Annotated in this window: 19 protein-coding genes; 10 read left to right on the forward strand and 9 right to left on the reverse strand. The window is 51.5% G+C overall.

From position 1 onward, the window contains the following. Positions 1 to 147: 147 nt before the first annotated feature. Positions 148 to 3,753: a bifunctional proline dehydrogenase/L-glutamate gamma-semialdehyde dehydrogenase PutA gene (putA, locus tag HMPREF3050_RS10660; RefSeq protein WP_070774779.1), complete on the reverse strand. Its 3,606-nt coding sequence runs from the start codon at positions 3,751 to 3,753 to the stop codon at positions 148 to 150. 276 nt (positions 3,754 to 4,029) lie between these two features. Beyond that, a complete protein-coding gene (putP, locus tag HMPREF3050_RS10665) occupies positions 4,030 to 5,556 on the reverse strand; it encodes a sodium/proline symporter PutP (RefSeq protein ID WP_070774780.1) in 1,527 nt (508 codons plus the stop codon). Between the two features lie 755 nt (positions 5,557 to 6,311). Between putP and HMPREF3050_RS10670 the strand changes: the two genes are divergently transcribed. Then, on the forward strand, positions 6,312 to 7,388 hold the full coding sequence (locus HMPREF3050_RS10670) for a TerC/Alx family metal homeostasis membrane protein (protein WP_003756000.1): 1,077 nt from the start codon (positions 6,312 to 6,314) through the stop codon (positions 7,386 to 7,388). Between the two features lie 106 nt (positions 7,389 to 7,494). Here HMPREF3050_RS10670 and dacB read toward each other — a convergent pair whose 3' ends face one another. Next, a complete protein-coding gene (gene dacB / locus HMPREF3050_RS10675) occupies positions 7,495 to 8,934 on the reverse strand; it encodes a D-alanyl-D-alanine carboxypeptidase/D-alanyl-D-alanine endopeptidase (protein ID WP_070774781.1) in 1,440 nt (479 codons plus the stop codon). A 165-nt stretch (positions 8,935 to 9,099) separates the two neighbouring features. On the opposite strand from dacB, the gene gloA reads away from it, so the two are divergent. Further along, positions 9,100 to 9,507 (forward strand): lactoylglutathione lyase, encoded by a 408-nt coding sequence (gloA, locus tag HMPREF3050_RS10680; protein ID WP_003756006.1) that lies wholly within the window; start codon positions 9,100 to 9,102, stop codon positions 9,505 to 9,507. An 84-nt stretch (positions 9,508 to 9,591) separates the two neighbouring features. On the opposite strand, the gene HMPREF3050_RS10685 is transcribed toward gloA, so the two are convergent. The 5 genes from HMPREF3050_RS10685 to HMPREF3050_RS10705 all read right to left on the reverse strand — a co-directional run bounded on the left by HMPREF3050_RS10685 (position 9,592) and on the right by HMPREF3050_RS10705 (position 14,509). Then, positions 9,592 to 10,233 (reverse strand): glutathione S-transferase family protein, encoded by a 642-nt coding sequence (locus tag HMPREF3050_RS10685; protein ID WP_070774782.1) that lies wholly within the window; start codon positions 10,231 to 10,233, stop codon positions 9,592 to 9,594. 83 nt (positions 10,234 to 10,316) lie between these two features. Further along, positions 10,317 to 10,958: a glutathione S-transferase family protein gene (locus HMPREF3050_RS10690; RefSeq protein WP_070774783.1), complete on the reverse strand. Its 642-nt coding sequence runs from the start codon at positions 10,956 to 10,958 to the stop codon at positions 10,317 to 10,319. A gap of 64 nt (positions 10,959 to 11,022) precedes the next feature. Then, complete coding sequence (locus HMPREF3050_RS10695) at positions 11,023 to 11,541, reverse strand: PqiC family protein (RefSeq protein WP_003768992.1); 519 nt, start codon at positions 11,539 to 11,541, stop codon at positions 11,023 to 11,025. After that, a complete protein-coding gene (pqiB, locus tag HMPREF3050_RS10700; RefSeq protein ID WP_003769024.1) occupies positions 11,541 to 13,202 on the reverse strand; it encodes an intermembrane transport protein PqiB in 1,662 nt (553 codons plus the stop codon). Before pqiB ends, HMPREF3050_RS10695 begins: the two co-directional genes overlap by 1 nt. Further along, on the reverse strand, positions 13,199 to 14,509 hold the full coding sequence (locus HMPREF3050_RS10705; protein ID WP_070774784.1) for a paraquat-inducible protein A: 1,311 nt from the start codon (positions 14,507 to 14,509) through the stop codon (positions 13,199 to 13,201). The genes pqiB and HMPREF3050_RS10705 overlap by 4 nt, the downstream gene beginning before the upstream one ends. Positions 14,510 to 14,990: 481 nt before the next feature. Here HMPREF3050_RS10705 and HMPREF3050_RS10710 point away from each other — a divergent pair, with 481 nt between their 5' ends. Together HMPREF3050_RS10710 and HMPREF3050_RS10715 are read left to right on the forward strand one after the other, a co-directional pair. Further along, a complete protein-coding gene (locus tag HMPREF3050_RS10710; RefSeq protein WP_070774785.1) occupies positions 14,991 to 15,614 on the forward strand; it encodes a biliverdin-producing heme oxygenase in 624 nt (207 codons plus the stop codon). A 278-nt stretch (positions 15,615 to 15,892) separates the two neighbouring features. Further along, a complete protein-coding gene (locus tag HMPREF3050_RS10715) occupies positions 15,893 to 18,271 on the forward strand; it encodes a TonB-dependent hemoglobin/transferrin/lactoferrin family receptor (protein ID WP_070774786.1) in 2,379 nt (792 codons plus the stop codon). 360 nt (positions 18,272 to 18,631) lie between these two features. Here the strand turns inward: HMPREF3050_RS10715 and HMPREF3050_RS10720 are convergent, their stop codons facing one another. Beyond that, complete coding sequence (locus HMPREF3050_RS10720) at positions 18,632 to 19,054, reverse strand: hypothetical protein (RefSeq protein ID WP_070774787.1); 423 nt, start codon at positions 19,052 to 19,054, stop codon at positions 18,632 to 18,634. A 372-nt stretch (positions 19,055 to 19,426) separates the two neighbouring features. Here HMPREF3050_RS10720 and HMPREF3050_RS10725 point away from each other — a divergent pair, with 372 nt between their 5' ends. The 6 genes from HMPREF3050_RS10725 to HMPREF3050_RS10750 all read left to right on the forward strand — a co-directional run bounded on the left by HMPREF3050_RS10725 (position 19,427) and on the right by HMPREF3050_RS10750 (position 24,465). After that, entirely contained in the window at positions 19,427 to 20,176 is a 750-nt protein-coding gene (locus HMPREF3050_RS10725) for a GNAT family N-acetyltransferase (RefSeq protein WP_003769049.1), read from the forward strand. A gap of 114 nt (positions 20,177 to 20,290) precedes the next feature. Continuing rightward, entirely contained in the window at positions 20,291 to 21,040 is a 750-nt protein-coding gene (locus tag HMPREF3050_RS10730; protein WP_003756032.1) for a lysophospholipid acyltransferase family protein, read from the forward strand. A gap of 76 nt (positions 21,041 to 21,116) precedes the next feature. Beyond that, positions 21,117 to 21,923: a bifunctional hydroxymethylpyrimidine kinase/phosphomethylpyrimidine kinase gene (thiD, locus tag HMPREF3050_RS10735; RefSeq protein ID WP_070774788.1), complete on the forward strand. Its 807-nt coding sequence runs from the start codon at positions 21,117 to 21,119 to the stop codon at positions 21,921 to 21,923. A gap of 107 nt (positions 21,924 to 22,030) precedes the next feature. Continuing rightward, positions 22,031 to 22,450, forward strand: a complete 420-nt coding sequence (locus HMPREF3050_RS10740; protein WP_003741038.1) for an OsmC family protein — start codon at positions 22,031 to 22,033, stop codon at positions 22,448 to 22,450. A 362-nt stretch (positions 22,451 to 22,812) separates the two neighbouring features. Next, a complete protein-coding gene (locus HMPREF3050_RS10745; protein ID WP_070774789.1) occupies positions 22,813 to 23,529 on the forward strand; it encodes a GntR family transcriptional regulator in 717 nt (238 codons plus the stop codon). A 159-nt stretch (positions 23,530 to 23,688) separates the two neighbouring features. Next, the gene (locus tag HMPREF3050_RS10750) at positions 23,689 to 24,465 is read left to right on the forward strand and encodes a DeoR/GlpR family DNA-binding transcription regulator (RefSeq protein WP_039410480.1); all 777 of its coding nucleotides are present in this window, start codon (positions 23,689 to 23,691) and stop codon (positions 24,463 to 24,465) included. Positions 24,466 to 24,543 lie beyond the last annotated feature (78 nt).

Genomic DNA, 24,543 nt, shown 5'->3' on the forward strand with positions numbered 1-24,543 from the left:
GCCTTGTCCTGATTTAAAGTTAATCCACTATAACGAATCCGACTTTTCATCAAAGCATAAAAAGGTCGTCTGAAAACGGACTTAGCGGGTTTTGCTAACGTTTTCAGACGACCTTTGTTCAAACGCTCTGGCGTTTATTCAATCCTTTTAGTCGGAAACGGCCATCAGGCTGGCGTTGCCGCCGGCGGCTGTGGTATTGACGCTGCAAGAGATTTCTTCAAACACTTGCAGGATGTCCAAGCCTTGTTCGGACGGGAGGATGCGGATGAGTGCGCCGTCGCGGTTTGCCAGCTCTTGCTTGCGGCTGCTATCCAGCGGGCTTAGGGCGGCGACGTGATGCACGCCTGTGCTTTCAGGTTTGCTGTTGACTTGCAGCAGGCCTTCGAGGTCGGCGGTGTAGGAGGCAAGCGGGCTGTCGGGTTCGACGACGGTTACGATGCCTGCGGCGGCAAGTTCGGTCAGGGCGCAGAAGGCTTGCAGGAGGCTGCCGCCGTGTACCCAGACGCGTTTGGGCGCACGCCAGCTCATGGCGTTGCGTTCGCCGGTCGGGCCGACCAAGACAGATTCTGCTTGGCGCAGGGTACGGATGCGGGCGTGTCCCAATGCTGATGCCGCTGCTTTTTTCTCTTCCGCATTAAACGGCAGCTTGTGAATCAGGGCTTCGAGGCGTTTGAGTGCGGCTTCGTCCGCTTGTCCGATACGGCTCAGCGGCGGGGCAACCCATTCGGGGATGCGGGTCAGTTTTTGCAGGTAGAACGAACCGCCTGCTTTCGGACCTGTACCTGACATACCGTGTCCGCCGAACGGTTGTACGCCGACGACGGCGCCGACGATGTTGCGGTTGACGTAAACGTTACCCGCTTCGATGCGTTCGCGGATGCGTTTGACCGTGCCTTCGATGCGGCTGTGTACGCCGCTGGTGAGCGCGTAGCCTTTGCTGTTGATTTGGTCGATGATTTGGTCAAGCTCGTCGGCGCGGTAGCGGACAACGTGCAGGACGGGACCGAAGACTTCGCGGGTGAGTTCGTTCAAATTGTTGAGTTCGAACAAAATCGGCAGCACGAAAGTGGATTTCGCAGGATCAACGTCGGAGGCGGCTTTGACTTCGTGGTAAGACTTGGCAACGCCTTTCATTTTGTTGATGTGCGATTGCAGGTTTTGCTGCGCTTCGGCATCGATGACGGGGCCTACGTCGGTGGTAAGTTGAACGGGTTTGCCGACGACCAATTCGTCCATCGCGCCTTTGATGATGGCGAGCATCTTGTCGGCGACATCTTCTTGAACGCAAAGGATACGCAGGGCGGAGCAGCGTTGTCCCGCGCTGTCGAAGGCGGAGTTGAGCACGTCCAAACAAACTTGCTCGGGCAGCGCGGTGGAATCGACAATCATGGCATTCTGACCGCCGGTTTCGGCAATCAATACGGGGCTGTCGTCGCGTTTGGCGAGGGCTTTGTTAATCAGTTGCGCCACTTCGGTCGAACCGGTGAAAATCACGCCGCCGATACGCGGGTCGCCTGTCAGCGCTGCGCCGACATCGCCTGCGCCGAGGACAAGTTGCAAGGCGGAAGTCGGGATGCCTGCTTCGTGCATCAGGGAAACGGCGTAGCTGGCAATCAGGCTGGTTTGTTCGGCAGGTTTGGCGATAACGGTGTTGCCGGCTGCCAATGCGGAAACGACTTCGCCGGTAAAGATGGCGAGCGGGAAGTTCCACGGGCTGATGGCGACGATGGCGCCGACGGCTTTGGCATCTTTGGGCAGAGTGTTTTCGGCTTCGCCTGCGTAGTAGCGGCAAAAATCGACGGCTTCGCGCACTTCGGCGACGGCGTTGTTCAGCGTTTTACCTGCTTCGCGCACGGCAAGCATCATCAGCGCGGGGGTGTGCTGCTCCAGCAAATCGGCAAAGCGGCGCAGGCATTCGGCGCGCTCGGCGGCTGGCGTCGCGCTCCATTCAGGAAACGCGGCAACGGCTGCACCGACGGCTTCTTGGGCAAGCGCGGCATCGGCAAAGCTGACTGTGCCGACGATGTCGTCGTGGTCGGCGGGGTTTTTAATCGGTTGCGCTTCGCCGACATCGCGGGCTTTGCCGTTGACAATGGACGCGGCGTGGAAGTCTTGCGCGGCGGCGCGGTTGAGTTTTTCTTGAAGCTGTTGCAACACGGTTTCGTTGCTGAAATCGACGCCTTGAGAGTTCAGACGACCCCTGCCGTACAAATCGCGCGGCAGCGGCAAAGCGTTGTGCAGGTGGATACCTTGTTCGGCGATGGTGTCGAACGGGCTGCGGATCAGCGTATCGATGCTGATGTTTTCATCAACGATTTGGTTGACGAACGACGAGTTCGCGCCGTTTTCCAACAGGCGGCGCACCAAGTAGGCGAGCAGGGTTTCGTGCGTACCGACCGGGGCGTACACGCGCACGCGGCGGCCTAAGTTTTGCGGGCCGACCACTTGGTCGTACAAGGTTTCGCCCATGCCGTGCAGGCATTGGTGTTCAAAGTCTTTGCCTTTGCCCATTTGGTAAATCGCGCCCAAGGTGTAGGCGTTGTGGGTGGCGAATTGCGGGAACACGGCATCTTGCGCGTCCAGCAGTTTGCGCGCGCAGGCGAGGTAGGAAATGTCGGTATGGACTTTACGGGTGTAGGTCGGATAGCCGTCCAGGCCGTCCACTTGCGCCCATTTGATTTCGCTGTCCCAGTACGCGCCTTTAACGAGGCGGATCATCAGTTTTTGATTGTTGCGGCGGGCAAGGTCAATCAGATAGTCAATGACGAAGGGACAGCGTTTTTGATATGCCTGAACGACAAAGCCGATGCCTTTGTAACCCGCCAAATCGGGGTCGGAAACGAGTGCCTCCATCAAATCCAAAGACAGCTCCAAACGGTTGGCTTCTTCGGCATCGATGTTGATACCAATATCGTATTTTTTACCCAAAAGGAACAGCTCTTTCAGACGAGGTAAGAGTTCGCTCATCACGCGTTCGTGTTGGGTGCGCGAGTAGCGCGGATGGATGGCGGAAAGTTTGACGGAAATGCCGTTGCCTTCGTAAACGCCTTGTCCGGCAGCATCTTTGCCGATGGCGTGAATGGCTTGAACGTAGTCGTTGTAATAGCGGTCGGCATCTTCTTGGGTGTAGGCGGCTTCGCCCAACATATCAAAGGAGAAGCGGTAGCCCATTTTTTCGCGCTCTTTGCCGTTTTGCAGCGCTTCTTCAATGGTTTGTCCGGTAACAAACTGCTTGCCCAACAGGCGCATGGCGTAGTTCACGCCTTGGCGGATCAGGGGCGCGCCGCCTTTGCTGACGAGGCGGTTCAGAGCCGAACCCATCTGCTTGTCGCTCGGCGCGGTCAGTTTGCCGGTAATCAGCAAGCCCCACGCGGCGGCGTTGACGAACAGGGACGGGCTGTTGTTCAAATGGCTTTTCCAGTTGCCTTCGGAAATTTTGTCGGCAATCAGGCGGTCGCGCGTCGCATTGTCGGGAATGCGCAGCAAAGCTTCCGCCAGACACATCAGCGCAATGCCTTCTTCGCTGGAGAGCGAAAACTCGTGCATCAGCGCATCCACCCCGCTGGCTTTGGTGCGGCTGGCACGAACCTGCGTAACCAAACGGCGCGCGAGTTCGGACGCCGCCCGACGCTCCTCATCGCTCATCTGGGCGCGTTGCAGCATATCCTGAACGGCTTCGATTTCGTCGCGGCGGTAAGCATCGGTAATCGCTTGGCGCAGTGGCGTTTGTGTCGGAAAAGCAAAGTCAAACATTTTAAGGTTCTCCAAAGTTTTTATGATGATTTTCAGACGACCCCATCCCTTTTCGAGGTCGTCTGAAAAGATTTAAAGTATATAGATAATATCTTAATAAATTTATAAGGGCCGGACAAGCAATTTATCTCAAAAACAGGATTTTTTGCTTTGATAAAAAGCAGATAAAGCTAAAAGACCGCATTATCCGCATGAGCATCAATATAAAAATAAAACCTGCCTTCCCGTATAAAAATTCAGACGACCTACGGTCAACGGCAGGTCGTCTGAAAACACTTATTTCGCCTCGCGGTATTCTGTGTCCGCTTTTTCAAAACGTTCTTGGATTTCACGAGACGGCTCTTTGTCGGTCAGTGAAACCAGAACAGCGATAATCAAGCAGGCGATGAAGCCGGGGACGATTTCGTACATAGTCCAAATACCGGTTTCATGTGCTGCCAAAGCAGGTTTTTTAATCCACTCCGCCCATGCCACCACAGTCAGCGCGCCGGCAATCATGCCGGACAAAGCGCCGTATGCCGTAATGCGTTTCCACAATACCGACAGAATCACAATCGGACCAAACGCCGCGCCGAAACCTGCCCACGCATAAGATACCAAGCCTAAAACTTTGCTCTTAGGGTCGGACGCAATCAGAATAGAGATAATGGCAATCGCCAATACCATCAGACGGCCCACCCATACCAATTCTGATTGCGGCGCATTTTTGCGCAAAAAGCCTTTGTAGAAGTCTTCGGTAATCGCGCTGGAGCAAACCAAAAGCTGGCAAGACAAAGTGGACATGACCGCCGCCAAAATCGCGCTCAAAATAATGCCTGCAATCCAAGGGTTGAACAATAAAGTAGAAAGCGCGATGAAGATACGTTCGTGGTTGCCGTGCATGGAAGCGGTTTGGTCGGGGTTTGCACCAAAATACGCAATGCCGAAATAGCCGACCGCCACTGCGCCTGCCAGACACAACACCATCCAAGTCATACCGATGCGGCGTGCGGATACCAGTGATTTCGCGCTTTCAGCCGCCATAAAGCGCGCCAAAATGTGCGGCTGACCGAAATAGCCCAAGCCCCATGCGGCGGTGGAAATTATGCCGATGACGGTCGTGCCGGCAAGCAGGCTGCCGTATTCCTTGCCTGTACTTGCGGCAACGTTTTGAATTGCGGCAGACATTTGTTCCGCACCGCCCAGACCCAAATAGACCATTACCGGCGTCAAAATCAGCGCAAAAATCATCAAAGAAGCTTGCAGCGTATCTGTCCAGCTTACTGCCAAAAAGCCGCCCAAGAAGGTATAGGCAATGGTCGCGCCCGCGCCCAGCCACATCGCCTGTTTATAAGTCATGCCTTCAAACAGACTTTGGAATAAGGTTGCCCCCGCCACAATGCCCGAAGCGCAATAAATCGTGAAGAAAAACAGAATAATCAGCGCGGAAACCACTTTCATCAAATGTCCGCCCGCGCCGAAGCGGTGGAAGAAATAATCCGGCAGCGTCAGCGCATTATTGGCATATTCGGTATGTACGCGCAGACGGCCCGCCACCAAAAGCCAGTTGAAATACGCGCCGACCACCAGGCCGATGGCAATCCAAGCCTCGTTCAAGCCGCTCAGATAAATCGCCCCGGGCAGACCCATCAAAAGCCAGCCCGACATATCGGACGCACCCGCCGACATCGCCGTAACAAACGGACCCAAGCTGCGCCCGCCCAAAATATAATCATCGAAATTGCGCGTGGAGAAATACGCGGCCAGACCAATCAAGAGAACGGCAATCAGATAGATTGCAAAAGTGATATACATGGGATTCATGTACTATTCCTCATCTAAAACTTCAAAATCACGGGCTGATGAAATTGCAAGCAATCCACGCCCAAACATTTTTCTAATTAAAATACAGCGGAAATTTCTATTTTTTGTAGCTTGTTAGAAATAAATCATTTATTAATTCAATTAGATATGTAATTAAAACATATTAAATTGTAAATAATCCGTTTGAGGATACCTGAAAACAGTAGGCTTGCAAAGCTCATGATGACCGTTGCTTGCCGGTTTTACTGAAATATTTTTCAAACCATATTAAAAACATTAGTTTACAAATTATCTTGAAAAATATTGCATTTAAATAGGCTTGAAACTATCTTTCTGAAGCATTTGGAAACGGATGCGGATTGAATGTAATTAGACAACAAGTTGAATATAGTGGATAGGGTTTAGGAAGTCGATGAGAAAAGGCAAGGGGTCGTCTGAAATTTTCAGACGACCCCTTACTGGTCTGTCGGGCGTGGATAAAGAGCGGAATCTGGTTTGTGCCGGTTGTCGAAAATATAGTGGATTAAATTTAAATCAGGATAAGGCGACGAAGCCGCAGACAGTACAGATAGTACGGAACCGATTCACTTGGTGCTTCAGCACCTTAGAGAATCGTTCTCTTTGAGCTAAGGCGAGGTAACGCCGTCCTGGTTTAAAGTTAATCCACTATATTACATTATCTTTATTGGATTTCTCTATATTATTCCGCGTTGTTTCACTATACTTACGCTTTATTTTGATAACAAAGGCTTTTTATGAACCATTTGGGTTTCCCCATTGAAACCGTCGCCGTTTTCGTGATTTTGTCTGTGGGTGCGATTGCCATCGATTTATTCGCCCATAGGGACAACAAACCGATGTCGCTGAAAAGTGCTGCGATATGGTCGCTGTTTTGGGTATTGATATCGATTTTGTTCGGCGCATTTTTGTGGGTTCATCACGGCAGTGAAGCCGCCAGCCTGTTCTTTACCGGCTATGCTTTGGAAAAAGTATTGTCCGTAGATAATCTGTTTTTAATGATGGCGGTTTTTGCTTGGTTTAAAGTGCCTGAAGGCCTGCGCCACCGCGTTTTGTACTGGGGGATTATCGGCGCGATTATTTTCCGCATGATTTTTGTCGCCATCGGTGCCGGACTGTTGGCATTGGGGCCGATTGTGGAAGTGGTTTTTGCCGTCATTGTCGGCTATACCGCCGTTATGATGCTGCGTCGGGATGAAGAGGAGGGCGAAGAAGATGCCGATTATTCCGAACATTTGGCATATCGTGCGGTCCATCGCTTTTTCCCTGTGTTTCCCCGTCTTTACGGCAGCCATTTTTTCTTAAAAGGCGAGGAGTTGAAAAAAGCGCATGAGCAATATCCCGAGGTGCGGCTTGAGCCGGCGGGTGAAGACCTCAAGCATCCTGAAAATAACCATCCTCAGAAAATGCGTAAAGGGCAGTTGGTCGCGACGCCGCTGTTTTTATGTTTGGCAGTGATTGAGTTGTCGGATGTGATGTTCGCGTTTGACAGCGTACCTGCGGTGATTGCTGTATCTAAAGAACCGTTGATTGTTTACAGTGCCATGATGTTCGCCATTTTGGGCTTGCGTACGCTTTATTTCGTATTGGAAGCGTTGAAGGGCTATTTGGTTCATTTGGAAAAGGCAGTGGTCGTGTTGCTGTTTTTCATCGCTGCCAAGCTGGGATTGTCGGCGAGCAATCATATGTTCCATCACGGATGGGACATTTCGCCCAATACGTCTTTGCTGGTTGTATTGGTTGTGCTGACCTGCGGGATTGCCGCTTCCTTCATTTTCCCTGATAAGAAAAATAAAGGTAAAGCCGATTCGTGACCCGCTTCGTTCAGTAAAACGGAACAGTAGGATTTGCGACCTCTGAAAAACACTTCAGGCAGCCGGAAAGTCATTTCTTCGGCTGCCTGAAGTGTTTTGATGCTTTTTAAGCTTCCATTCGTTCTGCGCACTTCATTTTCGCATCAATCCAAGCGTCACCGCCGGGCTGTACGATTTTTGAAACCAGTTTATCCAAATCATTCAGATAGTTGGTGGCATTCGGACTGTTAATCACCACCACTACAATCATGGGTTTGTCTCCCAGCCAATATCCGGCGAGGGCGCGTACATCTTTGAGCGTACCCGTTTTCAGGCGCAGGGCAGGGCCTGCCTGTTTGAGGCGGTATTTCAGCGTGCCGTCTTTGCCGGCAATGGGTAAGGTATCGATGAAGTCTTGTTTGAACGGGCTGAAATAGGCTTTTTCCAGCATTTGCGCCAACATATTGGCGCTGACGCGCTCACGGCGGGATAGGCCCGAACCGTTTTCCAAGACCAAGTTTTCCGTATCCACGCCCGCGGTAGCCAATTCACGCTTTACGGCTGAAGAGGCTTGCTGCAAAGCGGAGTTGCCGGAATGCTCGCCTCCCAATTTCAGGAATACGGAGCGCGCAATCAGATTATTCGAATATTTGTTCATGTCCGTCAAAATGGCAGACATGGGTTTGGATTGGTGTACCGCCAGCGTTTTGGCATGAGGCGGCACGGATGCGGCCCTGATACCGTCGGTAATTTCTCCGCCTGAATAACGCCATTGGTTGATAAAGCTCTTTTGTACAAATTCACGCATGTTCAACATGTTGATGTACATTTCATTGCCCAAACACGATTCCGGAACTTTGCCGGAAACATGCAATACGCCGCCTTTGTAGTTTGCGCGCATATGGTTTTGTAAGGCTTTGCAGGATGCGTTTGATGGTGTGACGTTGATTTTGTTGTCGATTTTAATGTCGGGAAGGGGCGGGTTAGTCACAAGATCCACTCCGCCCATGTCATTGCGTTCCGGTTTGACCGATACGACTTTGTAAGCCAGCATATGCGGGTCGGGCGGCGTCATAAATAGAGAGCCGACATCGGATTCGAAATCGCTCGGATTTTGAATATCTCCCCATAAATGGCGGTCGAGTACCAAGCCGCCGGTGATTTTGCGTATGCCTTTATCGCGCAATTGCTGCTGCATCCCGACCAAGCCTTCTTGGTCGAAAACAGGATCTCCGCTACCGACCCAATAAATATCGCCTTGCAAGGTATCGCCTTGAATCGTGCCGTCGCTTTTAAATTGGGTCGTCCAGCGGTAATCGCCGCCCAAAGCTTTAAATGCGGCAAACGCTGTAACCAGCTTCATGGTCGATGCGGGGTTGACTGGCACATTCGAACGGTGGTCGACCAAGACGTTTCCACTGTCCAATTCTTGAACATACACGGAAATTTCGTCTTGAGGGATGCGGCCGAAATCGATGGCAAATGCCGGCAAAGAGAGGATGGACAGCCATAAAAGAGCGGCTGTTTGTCTTAACTTCATGATAGTTCTGAAAAACACATAAAGCATAATTATAAAGCAAGGTCGTCTGAAAAACGAGGATGGCTGCCTGACGGATGAAAAAGTTGTTCCTTATGGATAAAATGTGTCGCTATTTCGTTCCGTGCAGACAATCGGCGCTTAGGGCGAACTATGATAAAATCTGTTTTTAAAACAATATAAAAGGAATACATTATGCGACTGCTCCATACAATGTTGCGCGTTGGCAACCTCGAAAAATCTTTGGACTTCTATCAAAATGTTTTAGGTATGTCTTTACTGCGCCGCCACGATTATCCCGAAGGACGGTTTACTTTGGCGTTTGTCGGTTATGGTAATGAGGCCGAAAATACCGTACTGGAATTGACGCACAACTGGGATACGGAAAGCTACGATATCGGCAACGCTTACGGTCATATCGCAGTGGAAGTGGATGATGCGTATGAGGCTTGCGAACGGGTCAGACAAAAAGGCGGCAAAGTTGTGCGCGAGGCAGGACCGATGATGCACGGCACGACCGTTATTGCTTTTGTGGAAGATCCTGACGGTTATAAAATTGAATTTATCCAAAAAAACAGCGGTAATGATTCGGTGAAATACTGATTTTCCAATCGTCTGATAAAAGGTCGTCTGAAAACCCTTCTCAATCGGGTTTTCAGACGACCTTTTTATTTTAATAGCCTTGATTTACTCTGCAGGCGGCATTTGGGCAACGGTTTCCTGCGCCCATGCCATGGTTTCGGCAAAGGCGGGACGGGCGAGATGTTTGGCGGCGTAGCGTTGTAATACATCGGTTTCATCGGCAGGCAATACTTTAAAGTTTTGCGTTAAGAGCAGAATCAGCCCGGAATAGTACAGATCCAGCGCGGTAAAGCTGTTGCCGATAATGTAGTCGCGGTTTTTCAAGTGTTCGCGCAAGGTGTTCCATGCGGTATCAAAATCGCCGTAACCGATTTGGCGGCGGCGCTCGGGCGTATCGACAGGCAGGTTGTGCAGTTTGTTGAAGGCTGCGTATTCGAGGTGCAGCGACAGGCACATCCAGCGGTAGTATTCGCCGCGTTCCAACGTGTCTGCGGCAGGGATGAGGTGTTTGTCGGGGAACTGTTCCGCCAAAAAGGTAATGATGGCGAGCGATTCGGTCAATACGGTATCGCCGAATTTGAGTGCGGGGACTTGGGCTTGTGGATTGATGGCGAGATATTCGGCGGACTGAATCTGTGCGCCGAATTGGATGGGGACGACGGTGTATTCCGCGCCGCATTCTTTCAGCATCCATGCGACGTATGTGCCGCGTGAAAAGGGATGGGTGTAGAGCGTGATGTCTTGCATGTCTTTTCCTTTTGCGTTGTGAATGTTTTTGGCAAAACCCGTACAGTAGGTTTCAGACGACTTTCGGTTCTAATAATCTTGATTTATGCAACAGGCGGCATTTGGGCGGCGGTTTCCAGCATCCATGCCGTGGTTTCGGCGAAAGCGGGGCGGGCGAGATGTTTGGCGGCGTAGCGTTGCAATACGTCGGTTTCATCGGCGGGCAACACTTTCCAATTTTGCGTTAAGTGCAGAATCAGCGCGGAGCAGTACAAATCCATCGCGGTAAAGCTGTTGCCGACGATGTAGTCGCGGTTTTTCAAGTGTTCGCGCAATGTGTTCCATGCGGTATCGAAATCGCCGTAACCGATTTGGCGGCGGCATTCGGGCGTATCGACGGGCAGGTTGTGCAGTTTGTTGAAGGCTGCGTATTCGAGGTGCATCAATATGCACATCCAGCGGTAGTATTCGCCGCGCTCCAACGTACCTGCGGCGGGGATAAGGTGTTTGTCGGGGAATTGTTCTGCCAAAAAGGTAATGATGGCGGTCGATTCGGTCAGTACGGCATCACCGAATTTCAGTGCGGGGACTTGCCCTTGTGGATTGATGGCGAGATATTCGGCGGATTTCATTTGCGCGCCGAACTGGACGGGTACGACGGTGTATTCCGCGCCGCATTCTTTGAGCATCCATACGACGTATCTGCCGCGTGAAAAGGGATGGGTATAGAGCGTGATATTGTGCATGTCTTTTCCTTTTGCACGATGAATGGTTTTGGCAAAACCCACAGCGGGTTTTCAGACGACCTCATCAATAGGCGATGCTTTTTGCCGCTTCGTTCAAACCGTTTTCCAAAGATTCCAACATGGCGGTATAGCCGTCGCCTTGTTGCGGGGTGGTAACGTCAAACGGTTTGTTGCGTCCGTCCGGCCATAAGGCGTAGCCGCTGACGGTAGTTTGCCCCTGATAGCTGCCTTGGAAGGCTTCAACATAGATTTTCAGGGTTTGGCTGCTTTGGCTGCGTGAGGCGGGAACGAAAGTATGGCGCGGGTTGAGGCGGTTGAGTTTGTTGCTGAGGTTTGCCGCCAACGCGCCGTCGAGCGGTGCCGCCCAAAGGTGGTTCTTCGCCAGATTCACATGATACGCGTCGGTTTGGTAAACGAGGCCGCCATTGGCAAGCGGTTCGGCAAGGTTGACTTTGACCGCTATTTCACTGCCTTGAGCCGCCGGCCGGATGTATTGGCTGTCGGGCAGGACGAAATATTGCGGGCTTTGCGCGGTGCCGCAGGCGGCAAGCGTCAGGGCGGCGGCAATGGGGAAGAGGCGCATTATCGGCTTCCTTTCGGGATGGGGTCTTTGCTGCTGCTGTTGAAAATCAGCGCATTGGGTTTTTCTTTCAAAGTATTAATGACGGGCTGTACGTCTCTGAGGGTTTTGTCCAAACTTTGCAGGGTATTTTGCACGTCGCCGTAGATGGGTGATTGCGGCGATACGCCTTGCAGGGTCTGGCGCAATTCTTTCAGGGTTTGGTTCAGCTCGTTGGGGATGTTTTGCGTTTGTGGTTTGCCGACCAGTTTGTCAATGGAGCTTAGGGCGGCATTGGCAGATTTGAGGGTGGATTTGAGTTCGGCAAGCGAGCCGTTCAACCCGGCAACGGTTTTATCCAACGGCAGATTGTTGAATTTCTCTAACAAATCCGCCACTTTTGCCTGCAAATCATCCAAACCGCCGCCTTGTGTGGCAATGACGGTATCGCCTGCGTAAACGGTGTGCGGTCGCAGCTTGGGCGAAGACGAAGGCTGGTCGGTCAATTCGACCATTTTGCTGCCGGTAATCAAATTGTTGCTGGAAATGGTGGCGGTCAGACCTTTACCCAAAGCGGCTTGGAATTGTTGTTTCCAATGCTCTTTGCTTTGTTCGTCGGCATTGATTTCCATGCGCGACGGCTCGATGCGGATGCGCACGGGAATCCAGCCGTTTTCAAACAGATGCAGGCTGTCGTTACGGTCGAAATAGGGAACGTCGGAAACCACGCCGACATTCAGTCCTTTATATTCGACGGGCGAACCGGCGGTCAGACCGCGCACGGACTGTTTGAAAAACGCGGTGTAATACAACGAACGGTCATCGGGCAGGTTTGCCACTTCGCTGCGGCTGTCGTAAAGCGTAAAACTGTCTTCGCTTTTCACATTTTTGCTGTTTTTGGTTTTCGGCGAATCAAACGAAATCGCGCCGGAAAGCAACGCAGGCAGGGGAGCGGAATTGAGTTTCACGCCGCTGCCTGTGGTTTCGATATTGATGCCGCTCTCCAGCCAAAAGCGGCTTTCCGAATTAATCAGTTTGTCGTTCGGGCTTTGGATGAAGATGGTGTAATGCACGGTTTGGTCGGCAGGCTCGAAATGCGCGCTTTCTACCTGTCCGACCATAAAGTTTTCATAAAGTACGGGGCTGCTGACGTTGAGGATTTTGTCGTTTTGACCGACCAGCTTCAGGCGCAGGCCGCTTTGCCCGATGGCGGCAATCGGCGGGATGTCCTGTACTTCAAATACGTCCTTCGTTTCATTGCTTTTGCCCGGCGTAAACGCGATATACGAACCGGACAGGAGTGTGCTCAAACCGGTTACGCCGCTTTGGTCGATGCGTGGTTTCACCACCCAAAACTGCGTATCGCTGCGGATGAGGTCTTTCGCATCGGCGTTAAGCTGGGCGGTGACTTCCACGCCTTTTTGGTCGTCGCGCAGCTTGATGCGGGTAACATGTCCGACATCGACGTTCAACACTTTAATCACCGTATTGTTGACTTCAATGCCTTCCGCGCTGTCCATCAAAAGCGTGACGACCGGACCTCGGTTACGGATGTCCTTTACCAGCAGCCAGCCGCCCGCAATCAGCGCAATCAGCGGAATCAGCCACACGATAGACGTGAAGACATTGGTTTTTTTGACACGCGCGGGTGCGCGATGTGTTTGAGAAGAATCGTGTTTTTTCATTGTTTCTGGTTATCGTCGGAATCGGGGTCGTCTGAAAGCTGCTGCTGTCTGTCCCAAATCAGGCGGGGGTCGAAATAATAGGCAGACAGCATGGTCAATACCACCACCAGGCAGAAATAAACCGCCGCCCCGCCGGGGACGACGCGCGCCATGTTGGTGTGGAACGAACTCATCAAAATAATAATCACAAAAATATCAATCATCGACCAGCGGCCGATGGATTCGGTAATCCGGTAAAGCACCGACATTTTCGGCGCGCTCATCGGCGGTTTGAAATAAGCAGACGCAATCAAAACCGCCATCGCGATAATCTTCAATACCGGCACCAAAATACTCGCGCTGAAAATAATCACCGCAATCAGCCTGTCGCCATCGTTCCACATATACACAATGCCGTTGAAAATCGTATTGACTTCCAGCGCGGTAGGGTTCGACGAAATCATAATCGGCAGAATATTCGCGGGGAAATACAGGATAAACGCCGCAATCAAAAACGCCAGCGAAATGCTCAGGCTTTTCGGGCGGCGACGGTACAAATCCGCACCGCAAACCTCGCAAGGCTGCTCGTCTTTATCGCGGAAATACAGGCAGCGGCTGCAACAGGTTTTGTCGTCGGATGCCGTTTGCACCGCATCCCCACCCGTCAGCCTGTGGATTTTATAATAAACCCAATGCTGCGGAATCGAGACCGAAGTCCGAATCAGCATGACCGACAGCGCAAACATCAAATAAAATGCCGAGCCGAATTCAACCTCCGCCACAGACGAGAGCTTGATATACGCCACCAAAGTGGAAATAAAAAACACATCCACCATAATCGCATGACGCAGCCTGACCAAAACCCGCGTCGCAAACCGCAACGCAGGATACGCCCGCTCGCGCACCAATGCAGTATAAACGTACAAACAAAGCAACAAAAACAATACCGGCGCGCCGAACGTGAGGACGAACATCACTTCCGCCAGAAAACCGTAATCCTGATAAATCAAAAGCTGCATCATTTCAGGCAGCGACAGGACGGATGTTACGCCGAAGAGTTCCACGCGGATATAAACCATGCTGTACGCAAACACCATCAAAATCAGCGAAGTCGTCGCGTAAGCCAGCGGCGCAACATAAGGATTGTTTTCCACCTCAACCACTTCATGATTGCACACCGGACAATGCGCTTCCTGCCCCTGCCGCAGGCGCGGAATATCCATGCGGTTGCCGCAGTCCGGGCAATCCACCGTATGCGCCGGCAGCGATGCGTCGGGCAGGTAGGATTTATAACGCCACCAGCGCGTATAGCTAGGAATCGGTTTCATGGAGGAGGGAAGAGGTCAAAGAGGCAGGTATTATAAAGGAAAACATAGGGATAGCCCAAATTGCTTACATATGGGGGAGACAGTGTCTGGAAAACGAATTATGACTATATAAATAGTATTGTTTGTAATTAACAAAGGGTCGTCTGAAACGCTTTCAGACGACCCTTTGTCATATTTGTTGCAAATATGTAGAAACAACAGGTTTATGTAAATAATAGCAAGTTAAATTCTTGATAATGTAATAGAAATGATATATATTCCTAAATTGTTTTGTAATATGACAGATTTCATTTGTTCATTCGTAAACGACTCAGTACCTAAATATCTTAAAAATCATAAATTTCCATTCTCAAACACAGATTTTCCATCACTTATTTTTTATTGATTCGGGCAGCCTTCATTTGAGGTCGTCTGAAAACCTGCTGTGCGGGTTTTGTCAAAACCGTCAATTAAATTTTGTAGATCATCAAAGGATATTCACATGAGCGAAACACAAGAACTGACTTTTGCCAAACGGCTGAAAGAGCAAACCGCCACCATTCACGACAGCGTGGACAATTTGGTTATGTCTGTCGAGCCGTTTACCAACAAAGAGAATTACATCAAATTCTTGAAACTGCAATCCGTGTTCCACAAAGCGGTCGATCATATCTATAAAGACCCCGAGTTGAACAAAGCCATTCCCGAGCTGGGATACATGGCGCGTTACGACGCGGTAACGCAGGATTTAGCGGATTTGGGCGACAAGCCTTACGAATACGGCAAACCGCTGCCGCATGAAACCGGCAATAAAGCCATCGGCTGGCTGTATTGCGCCGAAGGTTCCAATTTGGGCGCTGCATTTTTGTTTAAACACGCGCAAAAGCTGGATTACAACGGCGAACACGGTGCGCGCCACCTCGCTCCCCATCCGAACGGACGCGGCAAACATTGGCGTGCCTTTGTCGAACATTTGAATGCTTTGGACTTAAGCCCCGAAGCCGAAGCCGAGGCGATTCAAGGTGCAAAAGATGCGTTTGCGTTCTACAAAGTCGTTCTGCGCGAAACCTTCGGTTTGCCTGAAGGCGCTGAAGCACCGAAAGGCTTTGTTCCGCACCGCCACTAAATGCAGATTATTGATAGACCAGCGATATGTTTTCCGGCGCAATATTTTGCGCCGGAAAACAGTTGAAGTCTGAAATATCAACCCCTTACATATGGTATGGGCAAGGAAGGCCGCTTTTATCCGGTTTCCGTTTCCGTATTTAAAAATTTATTGGCCATCCGTTACAGGGATTTATATTCGTCATTGCTTTCAATAGAAATATAAATGATTATCAAAAATTTTCATTGTTGAATTAAGCTGAATATTGGTCAATTTTATTGTTTCTGAGGTTTTGAACCATGAAATCATCACACATACTCCCTATTGCCGCCCTTGTCGGCAGTATTTTCGGCAATCCCGCATTTGCAGCGGATAATGCTGCGCAATCAACGGCTGCCGAGCCCATGCAAGCCGAACTGAAACAGGTAACGGTAAAAGGGCATCGCAACGCGCCCGCCGCCGTGGAACGGGTCAACCTCGGCCGCATTCAACAGGAAATGATACGCGACAACAAAGACTTGGTGCGCTATTCCACCGATGTCGGCCTGAGCGACAGCGGCCGCCATCAAAAAGGCTTTGCCGTTCGCGGTGTGGAAGGTAATCGTGTCGGCGTCAGCATCGACGGCGTAAGCCTGCCCGATTCGGAAGAAAACTCACTGTATGCACGCTACGGCAATTTCAACAGTTCGCGCCTGTCCATCGACCCTGAGTTGGTACGCAACATCGACATTGTGAAGGGGGCGGACTCTTTCAATACCGGCAGCGGCGCCTTGGGCGGCGGTGTGAATTACCAAACCCTGCAAGGACGTGATTTGCTGCTGCCGGAGCGGCAGTTCGGCGTGATGATGAAAAACGGTTACAGCAGCCGCAACCGCGAATGGACGAACACAGTCGGCTTCGGCATGGATAACGGCAGCGTCGATGCAGCCTTGCTGTATTCACAACGGCGCGGCCATGAAACCGAAAGCGCGGGCAACCGCGGCTATGCGGTGGAAGGCAAGGGCAGCGGCACGAATATCCGCGGTTCGGCACGCGGCATTCCTGATCCGTCCAAACACAAATACCACAGCTTCTTGGCTAAAATCGGTTATCAGATTAATGAGAACCACCGTATCGGCGCATCGCTCAACGGCCAGCAGGGGCACAATTACACGGTTGAAGAGTCTTATAACCTGACCGATTCTTCCTGGCGCGAAGCCGACGATGTAAACAAACGGCGCAATGCCAACCTGTTTTACGAATGGACGCCTGATTCAAATTGGTTGTCGTTGTTGAAGGCAGACTTCGATTATCAGAAAACCAAAGTGGCGGCGGTTAACAACAAAGGCTCGTTCCCGATGGATTATTCCACCTGGACGCGCAACTACAATCAGAAGGATTTGGACGAAATATACAACCGCAGCATGGACACCCGCTTCAAACGCATCACCCTGCGTTTGGACAGCCAGCCGCTACAACTGGGCGGGCAGCACCGCCTGTCGTTCAAGGCCTTTGCCAGCCGCCGTGATTTTGAAAATTTAAACCGCGACGATTATTTCTTCAGCGGCCGCATCGTCCGAACCACCAGCACCATCCAGCATCCGGTGAAAACCACCAACTACGGTTTCTCGCTGTCCGACCAAATCCAATGGAACAATGTGTTTTCAAGCCGCGCGGGCATCCGTTACGACCACACCAAAATGACGCCGCAGCAACTGAATGCCGACTGTCATGCCTGCGACAAAACACCGCCCGCACCCAATACTTACAGCGGCTGGAGCGGTTTTGCCGGTTTGGCGGCGCAACTGAATCAGGCTTGGCGTGTCGGTTACGACATCACTTCCGGCTACCGTGTCCCCAATGCGTCCGAAGTGTATTTCACCTACAACCACGGTTCGGGTAATTGGCTGCCCAATCCCAACCTGAAAGCCGAGCGCAGCACCACCCACACCCTCTCCCTGCAAGGACGCGGCGAAAAAGGTACGCTGGATGCTAACCTGTATCAAAGCAACTACCGCAATTTCCTGTCTGAAGAGCAGAAACTGACCGCCAGCGGCGAACCCGGCTGCACCCAGATGGATTATTACTACGGTCTGTGCAGCGACCCCTACACCGAAAAACTGGATTGGCAGATGCAGAATATCGACAAGGCAAGGGTTCGCGGTCTTGAGCTGACAGGTCGTCTGAATTTGGACAAAGTAGTCTCTTTTGTCCCTGAAGGCTGGAAGCTGTTTGGTTCCGTGGGTTACGCGAAAAGCAAGCTGTCGGGCGACAACAGCCTGCTGTCCACCCAGCCGCTGAAAGTGATTGCCGGTATCGACTATGAAAGTCCGAGCGAAAAATGGGGCGTGTTCTCCCGCCTGACCTATTTGGGCGCGAAAAAGGCGAAAGATGCGCAATACACCGTTTATGAAAACAACGGCTGGGGTACGCCTTTGCAGAAAAAAGTACAGGATTACCCGTGGCTGAACAAATCGGCTTATGTGTTCGATATGTACGGCTTCTACAAACCGGTGAAAAACCTGACCCTGCGTGCGGGCGTGTACAACCTGTTCAACCGCAAAGACACCACTTGGGATTCCCTGCGCGGTTTGTACAGTTACAGCACCACCAACGGGGTCGACCGCGACGGCAAAGGCTTGGACCGCTACCGCGCGCCCGGTCGCAACTACGCCGTATCACTGGAATGGAAGTTCTAAGCTAATTTTTGATTGAAGAAACGGAAACAAACCGCCCGAATGTCCTGTTTGGCAGAACATTCGGGCGGTTTTATTATCCGTCTGTTTAAAGTTTGCCGTCTTATACCATTCTTATAGTGGATTAACTTTAAACCAGGACGGCGTTGCCTCGCCTTAGCTCAAAGAGAACGATTCTCTAAGGTGCTGAAGTACCAAGTGAATCGGTTCCGTACTATCTGTACTGTCTGCGGCTTCGTCGCCTTGTCCTGATTTAGAGTTAATCCACTATATTTTCCAACTGTTTAATTGGATTGGGTTTCGTTGCGGCTAACTGTTTCCTTCATATTAAACGCGCTAACGTAGTTTGAGGGATGTGTTTGATTACAGGGATCTTCGGAAATACCGGCCGATTTGGTGAGTGCGGCAATTCACGCGCCATTTATCGCTGTTTTGCCAATAATAATCTACGATGATGCCTTGATCGTCAGTGTAGAAGATGCGGTCTTGGTCTTGTCCGTAGCAGACGTTGCTATAGTAGTTGGTAATGATGGGTCCGTATTGGCTGCTGCCTTCGTATTCACGTCCAGCGTAGGAATAGTAGGTATAGCGCCAGAGGTAGGCATAGCGGTCGTTTTCCGATTTGACTCCACCTTCTGTGGGTTTGACGCCATAGGATTTGATAACGGCATCGATAGGTTTGCCGACGAAACGTTTCATACGTTTGTCCAAGCTGGCACAGCCGACAGTGAGACAAACGAGACCGGCCAGGAGGGCTGCACGGCCTATGGAGATTTTGGAGGGCATAATGCGTTTTCCTGTCATTAAAATGAAGGGCGGAATAATAAGAAAGGAATAGGCAATTTGGCAAGAGGCTACCCGAAAAACATAAAACGTTTTTCAGGTAGCCTCTTGGTTGATACACACTTTGCCTTCCTTTAATCATGCGGTGGGATTTCAATGAAGGGGTTGTATGTATTGGGGAAAGGGGATGCAGGATATTTTCAAAACAGGGGAGGGGTCGTCTGAAAACTGTTGTCCCCATTCTGTTGTAAAAAATTCTTTTTGCATAGTCATTTCATCCCTAATTTGCTTCACTTGTCCGAACTCAATATAAATTCCGCCCTATATCCGCTATAATCGCAAATCGATTATCCAATGTACAAGACAGGAAAATTCATGTCCCAAAGCCGTTTCAACCAAACCGGCCCCAAAATCGGTCTGAGCGTGCGCCTTGCGGAAACGCAGGCGGAAATTGAAGCAGCACAACGCTTGCGTTATCAAGTATTCGCCCAAGAGCTGGGTGCAGAAATCGAAAGCGACGACGGTCGCGATGTCGATCCTTACGACGAACATTGCCACCACCTTTTGGCTTTTGACGACGCAACCGGAGAAGTCATCGGCTGCTACCGCCTGATTACCGAAGAAACCGCCAAAAAAGTCGGCGGCTGGTATAGCGAACACGAATTTGACCTGTCCCCTTTGAAAGACATCTTGCCGCAAACCGTCGAACTCGGCCGCGCCTGCACCCATCCCGACTACCGCAACGGCGGTTTGGTCATGCTTTTGTGGTCGGGTTTGGTCAAATTCATGAAAGACGAAAACCTGCGCTTCATGATAGGCTGCGGCAGCATCGATATGCACGACGGCGGCAGCGATGCGGCGGGTCTGTATCATGCCCTGAAATCCAAATACCTCGCGCCTGAAAAATGGTGCGTCAAGCCGCTCAATCCGCTCAAGTGGGACGAAATTACCCCGTCGGACAAACCGGACGTCCCGCCGCTGATTAAAGGCTACCTCAATGCGGGCGCATGGTTCTGCGGCGAGCCTTGCGTCGATGAAGCGTTCAACTGCGCCGACGTGCTCATTATGATGGACATCACCCGCCTGGCAGACCGTTACCTCCAACGTTTCGCCCCTAAACCATAAAGACCAAAAGGTCGTCTGAAAACCTTTTCAGACGACCTCAACTATTGTGAAATCAGCAAATAACCGATTTTTAGCGGTTTCACCCTATACCAAGATTGCACACACCACAACCTTATGATTGCCAAACTACGTTTTACCTTCCGCCTGCTCTGCATCGGCATCTGCCTGCTTTACGGTATGGCGGAAATGTTCTTCCTGTTTCCCTTTTACAGCAAACGGCGCAAATTGCGCGCCATCCAAATTTGGTCTCTGCGCGTCCTCGCTTCATGCGGCATGAAGCTGGAAACCTTCGGCACGCTGCCTCAGGAAGGGCAGGCGCAGTTGTTAATCAGCAACCATATCTCTTGGTTGGACATCATGGCGGTCAACGGCGCTTTTCCGGGTCGGTTTGTGGCGAAAGACGATGTCGCCAAATGGCCGGTAGTCGGCTATCTCGCCACGCAGGCGCAGACCGTTTACGTTTCACGCAATAAAGGCACCAAAGGCAATACCGCTAAAATCGCCACGGTAACCGAAGCCCTTAAAAACGGCGATACCGTAACCATTTTCCCGGAAGGGACGAGTACGGAAGGTTATGAAATCCTCCCGTTCAAGCCCAGCTTTTTCCAAACTGCCTACGATGCAGGCGTTCCCATTATCCCCATGCTCTGCCGCTACCCCAATCCCGACGGCACCAGTCCGAACCTTCAGGCGGCTTATGTGGGCGATACCAGCCTGTGGCAATCCATCTGCATGATTATCAGCCAGCCTTCCAGCAAGGTGGAGCTGCATTTTCTGGAGCCGGTTCCTGCCAAAGAAGACCGCTACGAAACGGCACTGGAAATACACGGCATTTTGAGCCGAGAATTAAAAAAATTGGGCTGACAGATCCAAACAAACGAAAAGAACTTCAAACCGCTATCCGAACCGTTTCATCAAACCAAACAATAGGAGAAGCCAAATGGAAGAAACATTCGTCCAAACGCTGACCATCGCCGGCTCGGATTCCGGCGGAGGGGCGGGGATACAGGCGGATTTGAAGACGTTTCAGATGCGCGGCGTATTCGGCACCAGCGTGCTGACCGCCGTGACCGCGCAAAATACGCTCGGCGTATCGGCGGTGCATCTGATTCCGACCGACATCATTGCCGCGCAAATCGAAGCGATCCGTGCCGATTTTGAAATCCGCGCCTATAAAATCGGGATGCTGGGTACGGCTCAAGTGATTGAATGCGTTGCTGAAAATCTGAAAAAATGCCGTTTCGGCAAGCGCGTCCTCGATCCGGTGATGATTGCCAAAGGCGGCGCGCCGCTGTTGCAGGATTCCGCCGTCGAAGCGATGAAACGCCTGCTTCTGCCTGATACCGACATTCTGACGCCGAACCTGCCCGAAGCGGAAGCCTTGACGGGCGTGCGTATTGAAAGCCGCCAAGATGCGGAACGCGCCGCCAAAATCCTGCAAGATTGCGGCGTGAAAAACGTGGTGATTAAAGGCGGGCATTTGGGCGACAGCCGCAGCGAATACTGCACCGACTGGCTGTTTACGCCGGATGACGTGTTTGAATTTGCCGACCGCCGTTTCCCGACGGCACATACGCACGGTACGGGCTGCACGTTCTCCGCCTGTATCGCCGCCGAGCTGGCAAAAGGTTTCAAAACACTCGAAGCCGTGCAAACCGCCAAAAAATACATTACCGAGGCGATTCGCAACCCTTTGAACATCGGTGCGGGACACGGTCCGGTCAATCATTGGGCTTATCGGGATTGAATAAGGTCGTCTGAAACGGAAATTTCAGACGACCTCTTGCTATATTTATCAGTCAAATTTGTTTACAATATTGGGCAAACCAACTTCAACTTCGCGGAAGAGACATCATGCAAGTTACATCAAAATGGATAGACGGAATGTGCTTTGTCGGCACGACCGAAAACGGACACAGCGTCGTCATGGAAGGCGCGGCGGCGGAAGGGCAGGCGAAACGCGGCCCCAGCCCGATGGAAATGCTGCTTTTGGGTGTGGCGGGCTGTTCCAGCATCGATGTCGTGATGATTGCCGAGAAGCAGCGTCAAAAGGTGGTGGACTGCCAGGCGACGGTTACCGCGAAGCGCGCCGACGATGCCCCGCGCGTGTTCACCGAAATCCATATCCATTTTAAAGTTATCGGACACAATTTGACCGAATCTGCCATCGAGCGCGCCGTGCAGATGTCTGCCGAGAAATATTGTTCCGCCTCGATTATGCTGGGCAAGGCGGCGAAAATCACCCATAGTTTTGAAACCGTCGAAGCAGAGTAATTTTTCAGACGACCTCCCGTATCTTTCAGGGGTCGTCTGAAAAGCGTTTAGAGGCGGAATATTGTTAAAGCGTGAATAAATGCCGCCCGACAAAAAAGCAGATATATTCACGCTACACTATGAATATATCTGCTTGCTTATTGTGGATTCTCTCTCTATCAGCCTTCATAACTTGGCCTTGTGAGGATATTGTGCAAGCTTCACTAGAGATTGTCAACAATTTTTAATTATATCTTAATCAGATTTTGTGCTATATCGAAATGGAATCAAGCAAAAAGCGATAAGGGGCGGGTTGCCGCCGTCGCAAAATTTCTGTTATTTCAAACGATATGACACGCCAGACTATGAGGAGAGCTTAAATAATGAATACCGATAACGATACCCTCCATGCGCCTACCCCTTCTTCCATGATGCCGGCAGGCAGGCATGATTCGGAGCTGTTCCGCGTTTACGCCCTGATTTTGGACGGCATCACCGACCATGTTTTGCTGCCCGGCAAAAAACTGACCGAATCCGAGCTTTGCCGCCAAATGGTCTGCTCGCGCAATACCGTGCGCGGCGCGCTGTCCCTGTTGGCACACGACAAAATCGTCGATTTGCAACCCAATCGCGGCGCGTTCGTTCATGTTCCCGATTTGAAGGAAATGCAGGACGTGTTCAACGCGCGTATCGAAATGGAAAGCATGATTTTGAACCTCCTGTCCGATATGCCCGATTTGGAAACCCGTCTCCAGCCGCTCTACGCCATGATCGAGCGTGAAGAACAGGCATCCGACAGCGGCGACCGCGTGGGTTGGAACCGCCTGTCCAACGCCTTCCACGTCGAACTGGCGCGTCTGATCGACAACAACGTCTTGTTCGACATCATGAACACCCTGTGCGCCCGCTCTTCGCTCATCGTCGCCGTCTTCGATGCGCAACGTCATGAAAAACGCACCATCAACACCCACACCCATTCCGAACACCGCGAAATCCTCGACCTGCTGACCAACGGCAAACGCAACCGCGTGGTCAAAGTCATGCGCAAACACTTAAGCGCGTGCGTGGAGCGTTTGGAACGCAAATACGAAGCGGAATAACACGGACACAGCAAAAAGGTCGTCTGAAAACCGGGATTCAGGTTTTCAGACGACCTTTGGTTTTGGGTAAAGCTGAATCGGCGGCAGCCTTTTCCGATTTTGGGCAAAAGGCGTACAATCCGAATTCAAACGAACCGGAACGAATTGAAACGAATCCAGATGAAACCGAAAATACAAAGACACGAACACATCCTCGCCCTGGTGCGCGAGCAGCATTTCATGACGGTCGAGCAGCTTGCAGAAGCTTTGGACGTGACCCCGCAGACCATACGCCGCGACATACAGGAATTGAGCGAAACGCGGCAGTTGAAGCGTTATCACGGCGGAGCGTCGGTCGGCGATATTTCCGGCGGCGTGGCGCAAGGCAAGCGAAAACACTGCCAAAATGAAAAAAACGCCATCGCCCGCCTGATTGCCGCCCACATTCCTGACAATTCGTCGTTGTTTATCAGTATAGGCACGACGATGGAAGCCGTTGCCGCCGAGTTGGTCAAGCAGCGCAAAAACCTGCGGATTATCACCAATAATATTTACGTTGCCTCCATCACGTCTGCGCGCACTGACTACACCGTCATCATCACCTCCGGCGTTGTGCGCCCCTTGGACGGCGGGATTACGGGCGTGGCGACGGTTGATTTTATCAATCAGTTTAAAGTCGATTATGCCGTCATGAGTACGCACGGCGTGGAAAGCGACGGCTCGCTTTTGGACTACGACTATAAAGAAGTCAGCGTCATGCAGGCGATGATGACCAATGCGCGGGTCAGGTATTTGGGTGTGGACCACAGCAAATTCAACAGCAATGCCTTGGTCAGACTGGGCGACATCGGTTCGTTTGACAAAGTATTTACCGACCGCGTACCGGAAGCCGCCATGCAGAAGGTTTTAGGTGATGCGGGCGTAGAATGGCTGGTTGCCGAGCCTGTGCCGCTTTGATTTCGGGGGTTACAAAAGGTTAATGAAATTCGGGTACAATGGGGAGGCGTTTTCAGATGGCTGCTATTGAATGGGCAG

Origin of the sequence: Neisseria sp. HMSC065D04, assembly GCF_001815675.1 — a bacterium.
Taxonomy (GTDB): Bacteria; Pseudomonadota; Gammaproteobacteria; order Burkholderiales; family Neisseriaceae; genus Neisseria.